This window comes from Bacteroides sp. 2201st1_D9_2201SCRN_220225 (assembly GCF_040928965.1).
In the GTDB taxonomy this organism is placed as follows: Bacteria; Bacteroidota; Bacteroidia; order Bacteroidales; family Bacteroidaceae; genus Bacteroides; species Bacteroides stercoris.
Window position 1 is genome coordinate 54471 of record NZ_JBCODG010000014.1, and the last position, 21308, is coordinate 75778.

9 protein-coding genes and 1 pseudogene are annotated in these 21308 nt (G+C 41.1%); 3 read left to right on the forward strand and 7 right to left on the reverse strand.

What is annotated here, in order from left to right; translation table 11 throughout:
• The 4 genes and pseudogenes from AB5903_RS06670 to AB5903_RS06685 form a co-directional block, all read right to left on the reverse strand.
• Nucleotides 1–317, reverse strand: a pseudogene (locus tag AB5903_RS06670) (RagB/SusD family nutrient uptake outer membrane protein); the annotation flags it as partial.
• Between the two features lie 13 nt (nucleotides 318–330).
• Nucleotides 331–3321 carry a SusC/RagA family TonB-linked outer membrane protein gene (locus AB5903_RS06675; protein ID WP_272710971.1) on the reverse strand — a complete coding sequence of 997 codons (2991 nt, stop codon included), beginning with the start codon at nucleotides 3319–3321 and terminating at the stop codon, nucleotides 331–333.
• A 468-nt stretch (nucleotides 3322–3789) separates the two neighbouring features.
• A complete protein-coding gene (locus AB5903_RS06680; protein ID WP_022103484.1) occupies nucleotides 3790–5268 on the reverse strand; it encodes a SusD/RagB family nutrient-binding outer membrane lipoprotein in 1479 nt (492 codons plus the stop codon).
• Between the two features lie 25 nt (nucleotides 5269–5293).
• Nucleotides 5294–8233 carry a SusC/RagA family TonB-linked outer membrane protein gene (locus AB5903_RS06685; RefSeq protein WP_022103485.1) on the reverse strand — a complete coding sequence of 980 codons (2940 nt, stop codon included), beginning with the start codon at nucleotides 8231–8233 and terminating at the stop codon, nucleotides 5294–5296.
• 441 nt (nucleotides 8234–8674) lie between these two features.
• Here AB5903_RS06685 and AB5903_RS06690 point away from each other — a divergent pair, with 441 nt between their 5' ends.
• Nucleotides 8675–9802 carry an ATP-binding protein gene (locus AB5903_RS06690; RefSeq protein ID WP_022103486.1) on the forward strand — a complete coding sequence of 376 codons (1128 nt, stop codon included), beginning with the start codon at nucleotides 8675–8677 and terminating at the stop codon, nucleotides 9800–9802.
• Between the two features lie 109 nt (nucleotides 9803–9911).
• On the opposite strand, the gene AB5903_RS06695 is transcribed toward AB5903_RS06690, so the two are convergent.
• The 3 genes from AB5903_RS06695 to AB5903_RS06705 all read right to left on the reverse strand — a co-directional run bounded on the left by AB5903_RS06695 (nucleotide 9912) and on the right by AB5903_RS06705 (nucleotide 16260).
• Nucleotides 9912–11522: a RagB/SusD family nutrient uptake outer membrane protein gene (locus AB5903_RS06695; RefSeq protein WP_022103487.1), complete on the reverse strand. Its 1611-nt coding sequence runs from the start codon at nucleotides 11520–11522 to the stop codon at nucleotides 9912–9914.
• Nucleotides 11523–11539: 17 nt separating this feature from the next.
• Nucleotides 11540–14500, reverse strand: a complete 2961-nt coding sequence (locus AB5903_RS06700; protein ID WP_022103488.1) for a SusC/RagA family TonB-linked outer membrane protein — start codon at nucleotides 14498–14500, stop codon at nucleotides 11540–11542.
• Between the two features lie 554 nt (nucleotides 14501–15054).
• Complete coding sequence (locus tag AB5903_RS06705) at nucleotides 15055–16260, reverse strand: site-specific integrase (RefSeq protein WP_005653000.1); 1206 nt, start codon at nucleotides 16258–16260, stop codon at nucleotides 15055–15057.
• Nucleotides 16261–16711: 451 nt separating this feature from the next.
• Here AB5903_RS06705 and AB5903_RS06710 point away from each other — a divergent pair, with 451 nt between their 5' ends.
• Both AB5903_RS06710 and AB5903_RS06715 read left to right on the forward strand, forming a co-directional pair.
• Nucleotides 16712–19747, forward strand: a complete 3036-nt coding sequence (locus tag AB5903_RS06710) for a TonB-dependent receptor (protein WP_229087210.1) — start codon at nucleotides 16712–16714, stop codon at nucleotides 19745–19747.
• A 27-nt stretch (nucleotides 19748–19774) separates the two neighbouring features.
• Nucleotides 19775–21301: a RagB/SusD family nutrient uptake outer membrane protein gene (locus tag AB5903_RS06715; protein ID WP_195658167.1), complete on the forward strand. Its 1527-nt coding sequence runs from the start codon at nucleotides 19775–19777 to the stop codon at nucleotides 21299–21301.
• Nucleotides 21302–21308: the final 7 nt, after the last annotated feature.

The following is a 21308-nucleotide window of genomic DNA, read 5'->3' on the forward strand; positions in this document are numbered from 1 at the left end:
ATGGTAGACTGGTTGTTCATCAGCGGAGACCATCCCGGTGCCATATAAGGGAAGTTGAAATCCTGACCGGGATATTCGCCATAAAGCAACTTCATAGTACCTTCGCCGTTGAAGTTTTGTCCATAATAGGCATGTTGCTGAACCATTGTCCTGCAAATACCGTTGATAACAAGTTTTGCATTATCCGTTGTAGAGAAAATCACATCTCCCCCCGCAGTCTGCGTGGAGTCTGTATTGAGCCAACTGTCCGAGCAAGAGGTAAATCCCAACAGACAGCCGAGTCCTAATATCATTACGTTCTTGAATGTATATTTCATAATCTGTTTCATTTTAGAAGTTTAAATTAAGTCCGAGCGTAAACACACGTGCCGCAACGAATGTATTATCTTGAGAACCGCTGAAGCTATATTGAGGATTCATACCCTTACGCGCCGTAAAAGTAGCCGCATTTTCAATGGAGCCGTAAACGCTCAATCCACCCAATCCCCATTTTGTAACGACTTTCTTTGGGAAAGAATAGTTCAGATTGATATTTTTGATGACAAAATAAGAAGCATCCGTCAGCCAGCGTGAACTTGCACCATAAGAAGTAGAAGCCAAGCTTGAAAGGTCGAACTGAGGCGTACCGTTCGGATTCAAACGATTGGGAGAATCTTCGGTCATACCTTCCGGAGCAGCTTGCCAGCCATTCAGCACATCCTTATGCAAGGCTCCCGGACCATTAGTCGTAGTATACATTAATCCTTGATAATTATAATCATATACTTTTCCGCCCAATGAATATGTACAGAGTACGGAAAGTGTCAGGTCTTTCCATGTCAAAGAGGTATTGATACTTCCATATACATCGGGCAGTGCACTGCCTTGCCATTCTTTTTCGGCATATGATGTATTGTACACGTAGTTTTTACCGTTGATAGTAACATACTCATCTTGAGCTTTCAAAGCATTGATTGTACTTTCACCCAGCTGTGAGTTTGCATTATAAAGCGCACGTCCGTTCATTTGGTCTACTCCGGCATAAGTATAAGTATAGAATTCATAGATGCTGTGTCCTTCACTGTAGTTCTGTGTTCCATGCAGAATGTCTTTACCGCCGGGCAATTTTGTAATTTCGTTATGGATAGTAGTCAGGTTCAAACCGATATTCCACTTCCAATCTTTAGTCCGGATGGCATCTACATCCATAGCAACTTCAAGACCGGTATTGCGAACACTACCTATGTTAGCAAAATATTGTGACATTCCGGACGGCGTCTCGTCAGAAGTGGCAAACCAGTCGGTTGCACCGGCAGAAAGCGGATTGTAAACCGTGAAAAGCAAATCTTTAGATGTTTTATTGAAGAAATCCAAAGAGAAATTGAAACGGTTGAACAAACGACCTTCCAACGCGATATCCAATGAACCGGAAGTTTCCCATTTCAAGTTCTTATTAGGTATCTGAATTTTATAGAACGCACCGATACCGGCATTGACATCCGAATAGAACAGTTCCTTGTAAGCATAATAATCGGCACCGGCATCATTACCAACTTCACCGTAAGAAACACGGAACTTCAGATTATCAATCCATGTAAGGTCTTTCATGAACTTCTCCTGAGAGATAATCCAGCTTGCACCCAGCGACCAGAAATTACCCCACGGATCGGAGAAACGTGAAGAACCGTCGCGACGGAATGAAGCATCCAGGAAGTATCTTTCCGCAAAATTATAGCGTGCACGGGAAAGATAGCTTTCCGTAGTGTATTCTTGGTTATAACCATCGATACTTGTCATTTTTGCAAAATTGCTCATCTCCGTATTTCCACTGACTTTCATCTGCTCCTTCATCATGAAATCATAATTATAGGAGTGCTTGAAAGATTCGTGAGCCAGCAATACATCGATATGGTGCTTATCAAAATCGTGAGCCCATGTCAGTTCCTGTGTAAAACGGTATTCGCGTATACGGTCATGTACTTTTGAAAGACGGCCGTTGTTAGCAGCACCGTCACCGCAATAGGGGTTATTGAAGGCTTTTTCCGTGTTATTTACATTATAGAGGTCCCCCCTTACAGTAGCCGCAAAATCCTTCAAGAAAGAAATCGTACCATATATCTGACCTGATACGGCATTACGTTCCTTACGGCTGATATCATTCTGAATCTCATAAATAATATTACGACCACCCAAATAATCATAGTTACTTATATCATAAGAGTTACCGGTGCCATCTGTAGCCACGCTTCCGTCTTCATTATGCATCAAATAAGGATAGACCGGTGCCATCTGACCGGCTGTATAGAACGGATTAGCAAAATATGCATCATGAGCATTAGCCTGATAATTAGAGCCGGACATTGTTCCGCTCAGACTTACACCTGTTTTAAACCAGGAAGTCGGCTGATAGTTAGCCTTCAAACGTGCAGTGAAACGGTCATAATCCGAGCCAATGATATATCCTTTCTCATTCAAATAGCCGAAAGAAGAGAAAATATCATACTTTTCTCCCATAGCATCCGCACTGGCTGTGTATTCCTGACGATAACCTGTGCGCTCCAATGCCTTCAGCCAATCCAAATCATTGTAACCGGGTTTTACCTTTGCTACGAACTTTCCATTTTCATCGAACATGGCAGCACCGTTCTTATCAAAGATAGGAGAAAAAACAATGTCATCATTGACTGTTTTAGATGCTTCGAATGCTTGTTGCGGAGTAACTCCACCGTCTTTTTCCCAATAGCTTTGCATACCGGAACGCATAGCTTCCATCCATTGGTTTACGCCCAATTTGTCATATTCCGGTATACCACGGGTATACATACCCTGCTTCACACCAATCCGGAAGTTCAACTTATGACTTTTACCTTTTTTAGTGGTAATCATGATAACTCCATTAGCAGCCTTATTACCATAAAGAGCGGCAGATGAAGCATCTTTCAGAACAGAAATAGATTCAATATCCTGCGGATTGATATCATTCAAGCTTCCGCCATAAGGAGAGCCGTCTACGACAATCAGCGGAGCATTAGTTCCGTTTACAGAACCAAATCCGCGAATACGGATTTCGGATTTATCGCTACCCGGCTCGCCATATGAGTTATTCACCTGAATACCGGGAGCAGCACCTTCCAAAGTTCCCGTTACTTCAGTAACAGGGCGCATCTCCAGTTTCTTTGAGTCGATAGAAGCTACAGCACCTGTAATGGACTGGCGGCTAGCAGTACCGTAAGCAACAACGACAACTTCATCAAGCACCTCAGTATCAGGCTTCAATAGTATTTTTAAGTTCGGCTTGATAGCCACCTCCTGAGTCTGCATACCGATGTATGAAATCTGCAAAGTTTTCGCAGAACTGCATAAAAAGCAAACATCTGATTATTAATATATTATATCTTTAATAGAACTGATTATAATTAGTATAGTCTTCTTTAAAAGCTAATATAAGAGAGGTACGGGATTTGGAGGTATACCCATTATCTACTTGAAGTTAATATATATCATTGATATTCAGGTATTTATGATGATAATGCAGTTTTATTATCATATTGAAAATTTACTTTCTGTTTTTTTCTTTATCTTTTTGTTGATATAATTTAATCAATTATATATTGAACTTAAACGAATACATTGTTATGGAATACTATAGTATATCTTGTATTAACTATTGTTCTTTTGTAAATATTTATAAATGCTTTATTCCTAAAGAAAGAACAATGTTTGGAGATGAGTTTTAATACGGAAAAATCCCTCCATTTTAGATTGAATTTGTGAAAACAACCTAAAACAAAGGGATTTATTTACTGGAATTTATTTACCTCCGTTTATCCACGTCTTCTCAGAATAGATATAAGAACCGTCGCCGTAGGCTTCTTTCACATCCGGATTGCCGATGACCGCACTGTTGCCATAGGGCAAGCGTTCCGGATAGCGGTTAATACCGCTTTGGGTGTTTCTCGGGTTAGTCAGTATTACATACTCTTCTCCCATTGCTTTCAAGCGACGCAGATCGTTGTAAGTTTCCACTTGCTCGTCCAATGCTTGCGCCACATATTTCTGTTCAAAAAGTTTTTGGAGTGTCGGTGCGCCCAAAGACATGGCATAGTTTTTTGCTATTGTAGCAGCAGTCGGTACAGTGGATTCATCTCCAAACCAAGTCAGAATTTCCGTAACAGAAGCTTCTACTGCTTTTTGATACGCCGAGGTGGCATCAATGTTTGAACGCAGTTGAACTTCTGCCTGAATGAAATAGAGTTCGGCTTTACTCATGATATGAATAGGCTGTGAACCGAACAAATACCATGCCGGCTGATATTTCATTACTCTGGCATCATCTACTGTCTTGGCAATAGTTTCATCTCCCGGAGTATAAGACTTTCCCAAAGCATTCAGATAATAATCCAAGCGAGGATCATCTGTGGCTTCCATCAAGTCCGCTACTGTCTTTGAAGGTGCTGTGTACTGGCGGCTGAAAACATAGGCACTCCATGGATTGTCACATGTAGAACCATTAAATCCTGTCACCGTAAATCCTTCGAATCCGTTGTCTATAGCTTTTTGTACGGCTGTTGCTACTTCTGAAAGTACGTTAGGTTCTACCGCCAGTTTATGCAACAGATAGCGTGCTTTCAGAGCGTGAGCAGCTGCGAGCCATTTAGATGCAACCCCTTTGTAGGCTATGTCCTGATTACCGGCACTTGTCAAACTTTTGCCTTTTTCCAAGTTACCAATAGCCTTGTCGAGTGTAGCCAAAATACCAGTATAAACATCTTTCTGTGCATCTAATTTAGGTTGCAAATTACCTTGCCCTTGCACAGCTTCGCTATAAGGAATATCACCGAACATATCGGTTAGGACACCGAAGTTTACAGCTTCCAATACTTGTGCCATACCCAGTATATCAAACTGTCCGACATTACCCGGTACTTCATTCTCTATTTTACTCTGCATTTGGCGTATATTCTGTAAATTGCCATAGATAGAGTTCCATACATTGTTAAAGGTAGTAGAAGCAGCCCATTCGCTTGAGTTGCGCATTTCGGCAAACATTAATTGGTTGTTACCCATACCTATCTCTTGCTCATTGAGCGAAGAAAGGTAAAAAGCAAAGTCACCCGATACGGTACTGAAGCCTGTGGACATAATGGCATCTGTCAGTTGGAGTGCTGCCGGGACGGCTTCCGGTGAAGGGTGTTCATAGTCCTTGTTGATACGGTCAAATGCATCTTCTGTACATGCTGTCAGTCCGAGAAGAGCCACCGTCAAAGTCATGAATATGTATTTTTTCATAATCGAAATCTTTATGTTGGTATGTTTAGAAATTAATAGTAAGACCACCGCCGAAGCTGGATGTGTTGGGAACTGAGAACCGTTCGAAGTATCCGCTCATATTATTATTGCCTTGCGAAGACTCCGGATCGAAGTTGGGCAAATTGGCCCAAACAAGCACATTACGGGCAAAGCCGTAAATCGAAATGTCGAAGATACCGAGTTTGGGCAGTTGATAAGTCAAAGTTAGGTCGCGCAACTTGATAAAGCTCGTGTCATACACGCCAGATTCGGTGATATTGTAATAAGCCTGATAGTAATCGGCTTTATTTACTTCAACTGTATTGGGCTGTCCCGTTGCTTCATCTATGCCTTCAGCAACCATACTTCCTTCGTGATAAGGAAGTGACTCTTTGGTAGCACCAAAATAATTCAGAGTCATGTTTGTTCCGTGATACATCTTTCCACCTTGTTGCCAACTCCATGTGGTAGAGAGTGAAAGACGTTTATAACGACCACCTAGCGTAAAACCAGTAGTGAAGTCCGGAGAGCAGTTGCCCAAGTCTTGGCTATTGCCTGAGGATTGAGGCAGACCGTTCAGTAACAGCAAATTGCCTGCTTCATCGCGTTTGAAGCCCAAACCATATATGTTCGGATAAGTACATCCTGCCTGTGCACGAATTTGTGGTTCTACAAATCCGCCCAGCATAATGGATTCCACACCCGGAGCCAGTTCTATAACCTTGTTGTTTACTTTGGTAAAGTTGATACCCAAATTCAGGTCGAAATCTTTGGCTTGCAGAATAGCAGCATTAATAGAAAGTTCGTGAGCATGCGTGCGCATTTTTCCGGCATTGGTCAACATTTCCTGATAGCCGGTCGCTCCATCTACGGGTACATAAAATATCTGATCTTCTACATTCTGCAAACTGTATGTGTATTCCACTTTCAAACGGCTGCCAAAGAAATGTAAATCGGCACCTACTTCATAATTGGTTGTATTTTGCGGTTTCAATTCTTCATCATACACGCGGTAATAGGGTGTGAAAGTAGATACTCCGCTGGGTAGAGGATAAGTAACCGGATAGTAAGAGTACATACCGCCCCCGTAGGTGGGAGTATAATAATAATTGGCATAATAGTTACCGGCCTGACCTACTTGTGCGAACGAAGCACGGAGTTTACCATAGTTTAATATTTTATTGTTCTGCAAGAAAGGTAATTTGGTGAACTCCCAGCCTAATGATACTGAAGGATAGAAGAAACTGCGACTGCCGCGCGGCATGGTTGATACGTAGTCGTTACGTCCGGTTACGGTCAGATACACCTGATCTTGCCATGACATTGAAAGACTTCCGAAAAAGCCTACTGTACGTTCTTGTCGCTTATACTCACTAGATGTTAGTGAAGTAGCATTTCCAATGTTGGTAAAACCAGGAAAGTTGAAGTTGCTGCCGTAATAATCCCAGTTACGGATACTCTCATGATTGAACTCGTTTCCTAATATTACATTCAGTCTCCATTCGTCGCTTTTTCCGAATTTACCGTCAAAATTAACGGTGAACAGATTATTGAATACATTATGCTGAGAACCGTAATTCTCTATGTCTCCACCTTTCAGCGATGACGTACTGCCCATTTCCCGTACGGTGGCATAGTCAGAAGTCCAAATGTCAAGACCGGCCTGTTCCCTAATCTTGAGTGAGAAGTTCTCTCCCAAGCCCAAATCCGGTTGGTACTCCAAATAGGTATTGCCAAAAGCACGGTTGGTATGCTGGAGATATTCATTATGTTCCGCCCACCAATAAGGGTTGGTAAATGAGGTGGAACGGAACAATATCTGGTTTGTCGGATTGCCCGGTTCATGATTGGGAATACCCTTCAAATCATATTCGGCCGGAGCAGAGTAAACCACATTCATGATACCATCGTTGGCTCCCGGTGCAGATGTAATTTTAGTAGATGAATAGTTCATGGAGAATCCTGTGTTCCACTGTGGATTGATTTTCCAATCTACCAATCCGCGCGCTCCCCAACGGTCCATGCCTGTTGAAGGAATGATGCCATTCTGGTGCGAATTGTTCACGCCGAACGAATAGTTTATTCCGTTGATGCTTTGTGATAGATTCACGTTTGTGTTTTCAGTGAATCCTGTGCCTAAAAAATCGCCCACATTATCATAAATCTGTGGCGTAGTCCAACCGTCCAAACCGGCTTGTGCGCGTTTGGGATTGTAATATTGTCCTTCGCGCATACCATCTGCCGCAGTGTATTGATTATTCATGTTTCCACCATATTTGGGGTCGTTTGCCAATTCGCTGATTTTTGGTCCCCAAGTCATGGAAGAAGACGGATCATATCCTGCTGCAATGCTGTTGCCCTGCGAATATATATTTTGACGTTCGAATTTGCGTGAAACCCGTTGTGCACTCAGGTTCGTTGAAATCGTTACGCTTGGTTTGTTCATATTGTTTTTGGAACCGCGTTTGGTCGTAATGACAATCACACCGTTGGATGCACGGATACCATACAATGCGGATGCTGCCTGACCTTTCAGTATATTCACAGACTCTATATCTTCAGGATTAATATCTATGCTACGATCAGCGTAGTTAGCGCCCGTTACAGATTTACCGGTATCAAAATCCGCAGTTGTATTCACAGGCATACCATCAATTACATATAACGGCTGGTTGTTACCATCAAACGAGCGAGCACCACGAATTACAATCTGAGAAGAAGCACCCGGTGCACCCGATGACTGACGAATATCTACACCCGTCAGCTTACCTTGTATAGCGCTGGCAAGCGAGGTTGTTCCTGCTTTATTCAGTTGTTCTGAATTCAAATCCTGTGCCGCATAGCCTAATGCTTTGCGATCGCGTTTGATACCCATAGCAGTTACTACCACCTCATCCAATTGTTCGGCATCTGATTTGAGTATCACTCTTACATTTGGTTTGATTGCCACATCCTGCGTTTGCATACCAACGAACGAAATTCGCAAAGTTTTCGCAGAACTGTATCAATGCGTAAACTTCTATAAATAAACATTTTATAAGTAGATACAAAATCATTGCATTTAATTAAAAACCTCAATAGAATATGCTCTACCATGTATTTACAAAACTATCAAGTTACTCATATGTTACCATATTTTACAATAAAACAATGATTATCAATAATATACACATAACGATGTAGTCTATATTGAAACTATCGAAATATACTTTAGTTTTTTGTTGAACTATTTTTGTAAAATAAAAAGTAATGTGAGTAGCCGTGGTTGACCATAAAGAAATACACTATGATGAAAGTCGCAAACAAAGATTTATGTCAAAATAAAACATAATCCTATTACAAAAAAACATCATAAACAAGCTATTATAATAAGATTATAATTATCTTTGTGTAAAACATGTAACCTATGACAAAAATAAACCCTTTCATAACCAGTGGCTATATTTCAGCAAAGTACTTTTGCGACCGTATAACCGAAACAACTACATTGACACGTTATATAACCAACGGAAATAATGTAGCTTTGATATCCCCTCGCCGTTTAGGAAAAACCGGGCTGATAGAGCATTGTTTTCATCAGCAACAAATAAGGGAAGTATATCACACATTTTTAATCGATATATATGCAACAAAGAATTTTCAGGAGTTTGTATTTGAACTTGGTAAAGGTATTCTGAATGGTTTGAAGCCGCGTGGAAGAAAAGCATGGGAGCTGTTTCTCAAATGTTTATCCTCTCTTCGCACCAGTATCTCTTTTGATTTCAGTGGTAATCCCAGTTGGAATTTGGAAATGGGTGATATAAAGACTCCCGCTATAACGCTTGATGAAATATTCCGTTATTTGGAAGAAGCGGATAAGCCTTGCCTGATTTCCATTGATGAGTTTCAAGTCATAGCCAAATATCCGGAAGGGGATGTTGAAGCCATATTACGGACACATATCCAACATTGTTCCAATGCAAAATTTATCTATGCCGGTTCGCAACGTCATATGATGGGAGAGATATTTACTAGTCCGTCACGTCCGTTTTACCAAAGTACGGCCATTATGGAACTGTCTCCTATTAATGCAGATATTTATACGGAATTCATAAAAAGACACTTTGCGGAGAATAAGAAAAAAATTGCAGTAGAAACAATTCAAGAAGTTTATAAACGTTTTGAAGGAATAACCTGGTACATTCAGTTTATGGCAAACTCGCTTTATGCAATGACTGCTGAAGGTGAGGAGTGTACTGTTGATAAAGTGAATTTTGCCATTGAAAATATTTTGTCACAACTAAATTTTACCTATTCTTCACTTCTGTTTCAACTCCCACCTAAACAAAAAGAAATTCTCATTGCTATTTGTAAGGAAGGAAAGGCTCAGGAAATCACTTCCTCTAAATTTTTAAAAACTTATAAGCTAACGGCGAGTTCTGTGCAAGGAGCCATAAGAGGACTTTTAGATAAAGATTTTGTAACTAATGAATTGGGAGTGTATAGCGTGTATGACAAGTTCTTCGATATTTGGTTAAGGAAACGGATCAGTTAAAAAGGAATACTATTGTTGACAGACCTTTTCTAGTGATGCAATAGTAGAAAAATCGGTAAAAGCAGTTTGCCTTTACCGATTTTATCGTATAACATATTCTTTACCTCTATCAATTCTGGTCACTCGGAGAAATCTGAGAATTATTCTCTATTTCCGAGATGGGCAACTGATAAAGGAACGGACGTTCTTCCTGATTATAACGGAACTTGGCAGCAGAAAAGTGATTGTTGTTTTCTGCACCCCAGGTTTCATCTGTACGGTCTACAGGAATATTCAAACGACGATTGTCAATATATTCCAAGCCTTCTCCCCAGAACTCTACACGTTTTTGATAAATGATTTCCTCTATCAAGTCGGCTTTGTTCGTAAAGGTGTAATCATAATCGGGTTGACGGGTCTTCATGAAGTTTTCCAGTTCGGTTACAGCATCCGGAGAATTCTTGTGTGCCAAAGCTTCTATCTTTATCAGATAAGCTTCTTCCGAACGCATATAGATATAGTCTCCCAATTCCCAACCGCTGAATGTACCTGCCTGGATATTTTCACGACCTGTGCCGATGAATTTCACAGCCTGATATTCTACGGAAGCTGGCGTTTCAGTATCACGCAACAATGTCACACGGATAGGCTTACCGTCTTTATCTTCAGTATCCATACCTGTAGAACGGTCGCAGCAGAACCATTGCAGACGAATATCATTATCCGCGATGCGGTCTACAAACGGCTTAAAGGCGGCACGCCATACACCGATACCAGCATAGCCTTCACTGTAAGCATCCATCTGCGAGAAGTAAGATGCATAAATCGTACTATTATCTGCAGTAATGTCGCAGCCGAATACCACATCCGGCAGGCTGATGTTACTGAACCCTTGCAGTATCTGATTTTCATTCGTTAACATAGGGATGTTGTCTATCACTACTTGCGCATATTCTATCGCTTTATCCCATTCATGGATAACCATATTTGCACGGGCCAAGTGCATAGCTACTACGCAACCGTCCATATCCGTAGGTGAGGAGGTGTGTATCATATCCAACTGTTTGAAGAAGCCAAAGGCAGTAGTAAGGTCGCTCATGATTTGCTCATATATCTGGGCTACAGTAGCACGCGGCTGGTCGCCTTCCGTTTCTTCTGTGATAAGTGGCACGCACGGAAATTGCGAGAAGTCATATTTCTCTCCACGTCCCCATTTCGTTCCGTCTGCACCGGTATAATAAGAGTGCTGGTACAGATAGGTTAGTTGCAAGTAGGCATAGCCACGGAAGCCGAGAGCGATGGCACGATATTTCAAATTGGCAGGATCTTCACTGCTGGGGTCAATCAGTTTGAGAATATTATTGGCATTGGCTATGACACGATAGTATTCTTTCCAGCGATTGTTGGTCGGAGTATAGTTCTGTTGCCAATAATCCAACAAATAATGATAGAGACTCATACCGAAACGTCCGGTCATAATCATGTCGTTACCCATCAACGATGTCAGGTAATCAAAGCTCTTTTGACCGAAATAATTATGTTGCATATCGGTATCATAATACTTTTGCATATCAGAATACATACCTGCCACAGCGGCCGAAAAAGTTTTATCAGGGTCGTCCTGAGCCACATTGCTCAGTTGGTCTTCGGTCAAATAAGCGGTAACATCGGCATCTTCAACACAAGATGTAAGCAGGCTGCCGACAACGAGTACCTGCATCATATATTTTATTATCTTCATATACAAAACTTTTTTAGTTAGAATGTAAGGTTGATACCTCCTGAAATCACACGCATCGGAGAATAGCCTCCATATTCATCGTCAGCGCCTGCCATTGCCACACGGGGGTCAAATCCCTGACGTTTGGACCACAAGGCAAGATTGTCTGCTGTAGCATAAATGCGCAACTTTTCAATACCGAATTTCTGCATCAGGTTTTTTGGTAATGTGTAACCCAAAGTAATGTTACGGATACTGAAGTAGCTGGCCTTTATCAGATTGAGGTCTGACTGCTGAGTGAAAGAGTTAGAAGCATTGTCCGCATTCCAGATAGGGAGTGAGCCTGTACCTGTCTCCGGATTGAACGTCTTCCACATATCCTTGTTATGACCTACATAGAATGAGGAGCTCATACCATCCAAATAGGAATAATCATAAGCATAGCCTCCAATCTGGAAAGCCGTTGCTATAGAAAGATCAATACCTTTGTAAGAGAAAGTAGTACTGAAACCGCCATTAAAATCAGGCAATGCAGATTTGCCGATGAAATAGCGGGTTGCCTCGGCGTAAGTAGTAGTGGTAGTGCGGCCTATTACTTCTCCTTTATCATTTGTTTCGTCCATGTACCACATGGCATTTCCTTTTTCATCCATACCGGCATACATATAAGTATAGTATTCAAAGCGGCTCTTGCCTTCACGCAGGTTGAATGGACCACTGGTAATACCATCTTTGCGATTTTCTTCGGGCAACGTCAAGATGCGGTTTTTGTAGTGGGAACCCACAAGCGATACCGTCCACTTCAAGTCAGGCTGATTGAAAATATCTACATTTACATCGAACTCTATACCGGTGTTTTTCATCGCACCCAGGTTTTCCCAGTTATATGGACGTCCGGCTGTAGAGAAAGCTACGGGACGCTTGAAAAGCATATCATCTGTACGGCGATAGAAGTATTCAAATGAACCATATACCCGGTCGAACAAGCGGAAGTCTACACCCACGTCAAAAGTTTTCTGCTTTTCCCATGTCAAATCCGGATTACCGTAAAATTCCGGTGAATAGCCTAATTCAGCACCATTCCAAGTAACCGTATATTGGTCTTGGTAAGGTGTGTATACATAGGCGTAACCTTCATCCGAAAGTATATTTTCATTACCCTGGGTACCATATGAAGCACGTATTTTCAGGTCATTTAACCAAGCGTCCGTTCCGTCCATGAATGCTTCATTGGAAATACGCCAAGCGGCCCCTACCGACCAGAAATTACCCCAACGGTCCAGGAAGCGGGAAGTACCGTCGCGGCGGAAAGCTGCTGAGATATAATATTTGTTATTGTAATCATAGTCTGCCATACCGAAGTAGCCCTCGATGTTGTGGTTCACCTTGTAGCTATTGATGTATTGCATCTGTCCACCATTGTTCAGTTCCGGATTGCTCGGATTAAAAAAGTTTGTTTTCTGTCCGTCAAAATAGTCGTATTCATACTTATAGTATTCATGACCGACCTTAGCCGATAAGTGGTGGTAATCGCCGAATACATTGCTGTAGGCCAAAATTTGGTTGAAGTTGGTAGTTGTTGTGTTGATACTTGCCTGTGTACCTCGACCACCGAACGACTGTCCGTCACCGATAGTTGGCGTGTAATAGAGTGTTTCGCTGTCATTCGTAAAATCATAACTGTAATTTGCCGTAAACTTGAAATTCTTCAAGAATGAGATTTCTATATATGAACGTGAAGTCAGGTTATTATACACGCTTTCATGGATGTCCTCTCTCATGTTGGCTATCACATTTTGATTAGTTGCAGTAGGGCGTTTGGATGTACCGTCTGTTTCACCGTTTCCGGCATCATACATGGGACGTCCGTCTTCATAATATTTCATGTTACCTTCTGCGTCATAGGCATGAACCGGAAAGATAGGAGCCCAGGAGCGTGCCACAGCGAAAGGATTAGAAGCAGTTCCGGCATTTTCCTGTACACCGTTTTGAGTAGCTTTGGAATACCCTACATTGGTACCTACTTTCAACCAAGACTTCAGTTGGGAGTTAACATTGGCGCGAGCTGTAAAACGTTCATAAGAAGAACCTAATACATAAGAGTCATTGTCCAAATATCCCATAGATACATAGAAATCCGTACGGTCGTTACCGCCTGATGCAGACACATTATATTCTTGACGGAAAGCGTTGTCGAACAAGGCATCAGCAAAAGTGTCATCATAACGCAAACGCGCATTGGGATTAAGTTTACCATCAGGTGTCACCAGATATTCTCCTTGCGGAATAATGTAAGCATTGTAATTACCCAGTTCGCCCAGCAAATCCTGACTGGCTGCCAAATTAGAATCTTCAATGGAGTTTCCGGCTGCCCAATAGGTATTACGAATACCGTACCAAGTCAGGCGATAGAACTCTCCGGGATCGGTAGCCATGTCATAATCCTTATACGCACGCTGTGCCACCCCCCAACTACCGTCAAAGTTAATGGATACTTTGTCCTTACGTCCGGTCTTGGTCGTAATCATAACTACACCTCCGGCTGCACGAGAACCATACAAGGAGTTGGAAACAGCATCTTTCGATACGTTCACCGAAGCAATATCTGTAGGGTTGATATCCGACAACTTACCGTTGAAAGGCACGCCATCTACCACAATCAACGCATTATTGCTAGCTGAAATAGAACCTATACCGCGCAGGACGATATCGGCATCCTGTCCCGGCTGTCCGGAAGAACTTACTACCTGTAAGCCGGCTACAGCTCCTTCGAGTGCGTTTGAAACGGATGCAGCCTGCGAATTGCTGATAATTTCATTTTTCACACTACTGATGGAGCCTACTAGATCCTGCTTACGTTTAGTGCCATAAGCTACTACGGTTACTTCATCAAGCAGCTCCGTATCAGACTTTAATATTACTTTTAGGTTTGGTTTGATAGCCACTTCCTGAGTCTGCATACCGATGTATGAAATTTGCAAAGTTTTCGCAGAACTCATAAAGATATAAGTTACTAAAAATAAGAGTTTTATAAGTAACAGTTAAGTTACCATTCAGAGCAAAAGTATTTACACATATCATTCTGGCCGTATCTAATAATCGAATTATATTACCAAAGTGCTACCTATAATCTATAATAACTGTTGATTATTAGCGCTTTGTATGGACGACTGTTGGATAATAATCATATCATAAATATACTTATTGCTTTTTGAAATAACATTTTGTAAGCAAAAAAGTATTGGTAGCTTAAGTCTTCCGTTTATAACTTGAACTCGGCCTCTCTATCAAGTTTAAAATGAAAATCATCTGTTATGCTATCATACTATAGGGGATATACTTCTGATTTCAAGCATATTAATCCGTGCAAAACAGGTGTGATAGATAAAATTATTTACAACTATCTATCACGCCACACATTGCTTTAAAAATGGGCTAACCCCTATGTGTATTTACACCTGATTGCATGGAATAATTTATTGGTTATCGGTGTAAAACTTTTAGTTTTATAGGAGAAAACTAAAAGTTCCAGCATTACAAAACAACTTGCTTACTACTTATTAAAGCTGTTATCTGTCTTTTTTTTGATACCAAGTGCTGCTTGCTTTATTTTTTCCAAGTCATGGACAATCGTCATATCCATAATATTGGTATACACTTGTGTCGTTTTTACGCTTTTATGACCAAGCAGCTTTTGTACAGTAGTGATATTTACACCATTATATATAAGTAAAGTTGCATTGGTGTGACGGGCTGTGTGAAATGAAATCTTTTTTGATAACCCTGCCAATTTCGCAATGATTATCAGGTCTTTATTAATATTTGAGTTATCTCTTAAGCGGAAAAAATCCTCCAGATTATTGCGGTATTTATTAAGGATTACAATTCCTTTGCCTGCAAAAAGGAGATAAAGGGGTAACCGCACTTCTGTTCCGGTCTTTACAGATTTATATATAAGCCACGTTTCCTGATTTATATCTACAATGTTTTTCTTTGATAAATTTGTAAAATCAGAGTATCGCATTCCTGCATAACAGCAGAACAGAAAAGCATCCAAGGACTTTTGCAGTTTCATATGCTTGTCCGTCAGGCTCAAACGTTCCAATTGTTCCAGTTCTTCTGGTACTAAATGGGTGTGTTTGTTTTCCACGGTTTTTATTTTATACTTCCTGAAAGCATATTTCTGGATTTCAATATATTCTTTATTAATAGCAATATTTATGTGGCGTTTTAAATGTTTCATATGTTTCGCAATGGTATTGGTATGATATCCTTTCTGTTGCAGGAAGTACTCAAAAGATGAAACAAACTCGAATGTCAAATCGGAAAATACTATATCCCTTTTGAATTCTTGCAGCAATAGAAGAGTAGAAAGATGATTGCGTTTGGTGCTGTCCTTTAAAGACGAATTCGAAACCTCTTGCTTAAAGAAAGATATAAATGAAGAATTGTTCTCTCTGGTAGCTAAAGCATCCTTTAATAATTCCAATGATATACGTTTGCCCTGCTGCCATAATTCCAATTCTTTTTTCTCTATTGCTGCGACAAATTCGTAAATCAGGCGGTTGAGAGCATCTGCATTAGGGTGGTTTTTTACAACTAGTTTTTTTGCATCCCATTGTTCCGGTTTCAGATAGACTTTGGTTGAAAAGTATTTCTTCTTTCTGTCCAAATAAGCTTCTACTTGTACCAGTGCCATTCCTCTTTTGTTCAGACATTTCTTTCTGTTGTACACAAGACTGTAAATAATTTTATTCATCTCAAGTTATTTTGATTAATACTATAAACAAATAAGATGATATTCTGTGCAAAACAGGGTTTGAATAAGAATTAATATCTGCAAAAAAAGACTCTTTCTTTGACGGTCTGTTCTTTGAAGTCACTCAAAAGATTCAAGATATCTTGCTTTATCGGATGCACTAGCGTAAATATGAGAGCGTTTTTAACTATTTTATTTTAAAATATATATATTCGGATTAATAATAGAACAAAATGATTAAAACATAGTGGTAGTAAACATTACCATTTTAAGGTTCTATAATTGCATAAAACATGCTATTCAGCATAAAATAATCGAAATTCTTAACAGATTGATAGATTTACAAGGTTTTTTCAATAAAATAGTTGTGTGTTTCATATTTATTAATATATTTGCATTTTGTTAGAGTAAAGAAACAATTAATGTAAAGTTAAACTTTAAGAGAGAATTTATGAAAAGAAAATTAATGCTGTTATTGGCCTGCCTTTTTGTGGGTATAGGTCTGGTAACTGCCCAAACACAGAAAGTCACAGGTGTTGTGATTTCTGAAGAAGATGGGCAGCCAGTTATTGGAGCTTCTGTATTGGTAAAAGGTACGCAAATCGGTGCTATTACCAATGTAGATGGTGATTTTACATTACTGAATGTACCAAGTTCTGCGAAAACTTTGCAGATTTCATACATCGGTATGCAGACTCAGGAAGTGGCTATCAAACCGAACTTAAAAGTGGTATTGAAACCTGATACTGAGGTGCTTGATGAAGTTGTAGTAACCGGATATGGTACCTTCAAAAAGTCCTCATTTACAGGTTCTGCATCAAATGTGACTACCGAAAAGTTACAGGATTTACCTTCTATCAGCGTGCAAGATCGTTTGGCAGGTTCTGTTGCCGGTGTTCAAATCACTTCTACTTCCGGTCAGCCCGGCTCCGTTGCCTCTGTGCGTATTCGCGGTATGGGGTCTATCAATGCCAGCAATGAACCATTATATGTCATTGACGGAGTGCCCATGCTGAACGGAAACGTCAGCGAATTCACTTACGCAGATTCCGGTAACAGTCTAATGGCTACACTGAATAGCAATGACATAGAGTCCATGACGGTGATCAAAGATGCTGCGGCTGCCTCATTGTATGGTTCGCGTGCCGCTAATGGTGTTATTGTCATAACAACCAAAAAAGGCTCTGCTGGCAAAACCAAGATAGGGGTAAGAGCAGACTGGGGTATGTCTAATATGGCAATCGATTATCGACCGATTCTCGATGGTAAGCAAAGACGTGAAATCCTGCACTTGGGATTTGAGAATTATGCCAAATATACCCTTGGTTATGATGCAGAACAAGCAGCAGCTTTGGCCAATAAAAACATCGATGAATATGCAGCAGAACCCTGGTCAGGATATACAGACTGGAAAGATGTCTTATTCCGTAACGGTAGCCACCAGAATTATGAAGTAAATGCACAAGGCGGTAATGAAAAAACGAGGTTTTATACTTCTTTTGCTTATACAAAGCAAGAAGGTATTACAAATGTATCAGGCTATGAGCGTTTCACCGGTCGCGCCAATGTTACACACCAAACCGACAAAGTGTTATTGGAAGCCAACGCCATGTATACCAATTCAACCCAAAACGTAAATAATGAAGGGACCAGCTTTGCAAGCCCTATCATGTGCTATGCAATGACTGCCTCTCCCTCTACATATCCATATAATGAAGACGGTTCATTCAGCAGTAACTTCCCTGCACTGAATGGTGCCAACCCTATACAAACTGAAACATATAATTACAACAGGGCTACCATAAACCGCTTCCTCGGTTCAATGGCCGCTACCTGGACTATTTGGGATAATCTGAAATTGAAAGAAGCCATCAGCTATGACTTCAACCAAAACAATGAACGTATATGGTGGGATCCCCGCAGCAACGACGGTCGTTCATCAAACGGTGTTTATCAGCGCGTTATGGGCAACAGAGGGCAGTTAAATACACAAACACAATTATCTTACAACAAATCCTTCGGATTACACAATCTGGATGCTTTGGTAGGCTTTGAAACCGAAGATTATAAATATGATTATTTATATGCCAACGGAAACCAATACCCTTCTTACCTGCCGGAAATAGAAAATGCAGGCGATAGCCGTGCTTCAAGCCATGTAGAACGATACAGAATGACTTCTTTCCTGGGACGTATCAATTATGACTACAATAACAAGTATTATTTTAGTGCAAGTTATCGCCGGGATGGCAGTTCCCGCTTGTCAAGAGAAAGCCGTTGGGGAGATTTCTGGTCTATATCCGGTTCTTGGAGACTGAGTGAAGAAGCTTTCATGCAGGATATCAAGCATGTGCTGACCGATGCCAAATTACGTGTATCTTACGGTGTGAACGGTACACAACCCACAGATTTATACGGTTATTTGGGCGTATATGAATTTGGTTATAACTATGCAGGAAATGGCGGTTCGGCTGAAGCTCGTTTTGACAATCCCAATATGAAATGGGAAAAGAATTACGCAACCAACGTAGGTTTGGACGTTACGCTGTGGAACAGATTGTCGATTACTGCAGAATGGTATAACCGAGACACTAAGGATTTGTTGATGAGCAAGAATATTTCAGCCGTGCCGGGTGTAATCAATAGTAGCGGTGGAGCCACTATGCTGATGAATGTCGGCTCTATGAGAAACCGCGGTGTTGAATTTGAAATTAAATCCACCAATATCCAAAACAAAGACTGGTATTGGAGCACATCCTTGAACTTCGGACACAACAAAAACACCTTGTTAAAACTGGACGGCGAACAGAACGAAATGATTGACGGCATAGCCATTCATCGTATCGGAGAGGCTTATCAATCATTCTATGCTTACGAATACGCAGGTGTTGATCCGGAAACCGGATCGGAAATGTTCTACATTAACGGAGAAGATGGAAGTCGTGAAACCACCATACATTCGAATGAGGCCAATAAGGTGATTATCGGTTCGCCCGACCCGAAACTGACCGGTGGTCTGACTAACTTTGTAAGTTGGAAATTCATAGATTTAAACTTTACTCTGACTTACTCTTTGGGCGGTCATGCATACGATGCTGCAACTTGGTTACAGTCTAATGGCGGTACTTACAACTATGTAGGTAATGTTCCGGCATACTATAAGATTGAAGATACCTGGAAGCAACCGGGCGACAACGCTAAATTGCCCCTATTTGCCTATGGCAATAAAAATACGGTTTCTTCACGTTGGATGATGCCTACCGATCACTTACGTTTGAAAAACCTGACCATAGGTTTCACTCTTCCAAGCAACTTGTCCAAAAAGGCCGGAATAAGCAAATTAAGAGCTTACATTTCGGGTAATAATCTGCTTACCTGGAAATCCAAAGACTTGTATGTAGATCCAGAAACCCCTGTTGACGGACTGTGTTACTTCGAGACACCTGCATTAAGAACAATTACATTTGGTATCGAACTTGGTTTCTAATTAAAATCTTTACTTAGCATATACATTATGAAGAAAATATATAATATCCTAGCATTAGCAGCAGTCACGACAGGGCTTTCGTCCTGTGTGAATAACTGGCTGGACCAAACTCCTTCCAACGGAACGCCAACAAGTTCCGCCATTACCAATTATAATGATGCCCGCACAGCAATGTATGGTATGTATGATGGCCTGCAAGGCAATTCCACTTACACCCAGTACTATGCAGCTCGCATGTTCTACTATGGAGATGTCCGGGGGGACGACATGCAGGCACGCACTCAAGGTATGCGCACCTCTTCTTGCTATGAAATGCGCTATACCGCAGATGATGCCCCAAACATGTGGAATATACAGTACAATGTGATAAGACGCGCCAATCGCTTGATTGAGGCTGTAGATAACAAGACAATTACCGATGCGGAAAATTTTCAGGCTGAATTGGCAAATATCTACAATCAGGCCAAAGTAATACGCGCCTTAGTACATTTTGATTTGGTAAAAGTGTACGGCATGCCCTATACATACGATGAAGGTGCTTCGCTTGGAGTACCTTTCGTTGACAAACCACTGGATCGTGATGCACAACCCGGACGTGACAAGGTAGCCGATGTTTATGCCAAAGTTGTTGCAGACCTGAATAATGCCATCGACTCAGAAGCACTGACCGTATCCAAAAAAGCAGGTGAAAAACAAGGCTATATCGATTTATGGGCAGCTAAAGCTTTGCTGTGCCGAGTGTATCTATACATGAACAAAAATCAGGAAGCCTTCGATTTAGCAAAAGAAATCATCAACGACTCTCCTTATGAATTATGGACTCCCGAACAATACGCTGAGGCATGGGACAAGCAAGATCCGAACCATACAAAAGAAATGATTTTTGAATTGATAAACAATGGTTCTGATGACTGGGCCGACCGTGAAGGCATAGGCTACTTGCTGAATGAACAAGGATATGCCGATGCTATCTGTACAAAATCATTTGTTGATATGCTGCAAACCGATCCTGCAGATGTCCGTAACGAAGTTGTGCTACCAGCAATGTACGACAAAGACTTGAAGAAAACCTATGGGGAAAATCCAATTTTCATCAATAAGTTCCCGCTGGGAGCACTGGGAGATATGCGCCTTGCCAACTTGCCGATTTTACGTCTGTCCGAAGTTTACCTGAACGCAGCCGAAGCTGCTGCCAAACTGGGCGGAGCAGCCAAAGCAGAAGGTATAAAATATCTGAACGATTTATTGGACAAACGCACCAAAACTCCAACAGCCAAAGTATCCGATGCTATTGCTGATGACGAATTCCTGAGCAAAGTTTTGATTGAACGCCGTAAGGAACTGGTTGGCGAAGGGCAACGCTTTTTCGATGCCATGCGCAATAACGAAACGATTGTACGCTATAGCAGTGAGGAAAACCAAGGCTGGCACTACTCATTACTTAAAGAATCACAAAGTTTTGACCGTACGTATACAAAAGCATTGTTGCCTATTCCTGTAAGTGAAACCAATGCCAACCCGACTTTGAAAGCACAGCAGAATCCGGGTTATTAAACAAAGC

Coding starts and splice junctions, on each gene's coding strand:
- AB5903_RS06680 (WP_022103484.1), bottom strand. CDS start 5,268: ATGAAAAAATACATATTCATGACTTTGACGGTGGCTCTTCTCGGACTG.
- AB5903_RS06710 (WP_229087210.1), top strand. CDS start 16,712: ATGAAAAGAAAATTAATGCTGTTATTGGCCTGCCTTTTTGTGGGTATA.
- AB5903_RS06690 (WP_022103486.1), top strand. CDS start 8,675: ATGACAAAAATAAACCCTTTCATAACCAGTGGCTATATTTCAGCAAAG.
- AB5903_RS06700 (WP_022103488.1), bottom strand. CDS start 14,500: ATGAGTTCTGCGAAAACTTTGCAAATTTCATACATCGGTATGCAGACT.
- AB5903_RS06715 (WP_195658167.1), top strand. CDS start 19,775: ATGAAGAAAATATATAATATCCTAGCATTAGCAGCAGTCACGACAGGG.
- AB5903_RS06685 (WP_022103485.1), bottom strand. CDS start 8,233: ATGCAAACGCAGGATGTGGCAATCAAACCAAATGTAAGAGTGATACTC.
- AB5903_RS06695 (WP_022103487.1), bottom strand. CDS start 11,522: ATGAAGATAATAAAATATATGATGCAGGTACTCGTTGTCGGCAGCCTG.
- AB5903_RS06705 (WP_005653000.1), bottom strand. CDS start 16,260: ATGAATAAAATTATTTACAGTCTTGTGTACAACAGAAAGAAATGTCTG.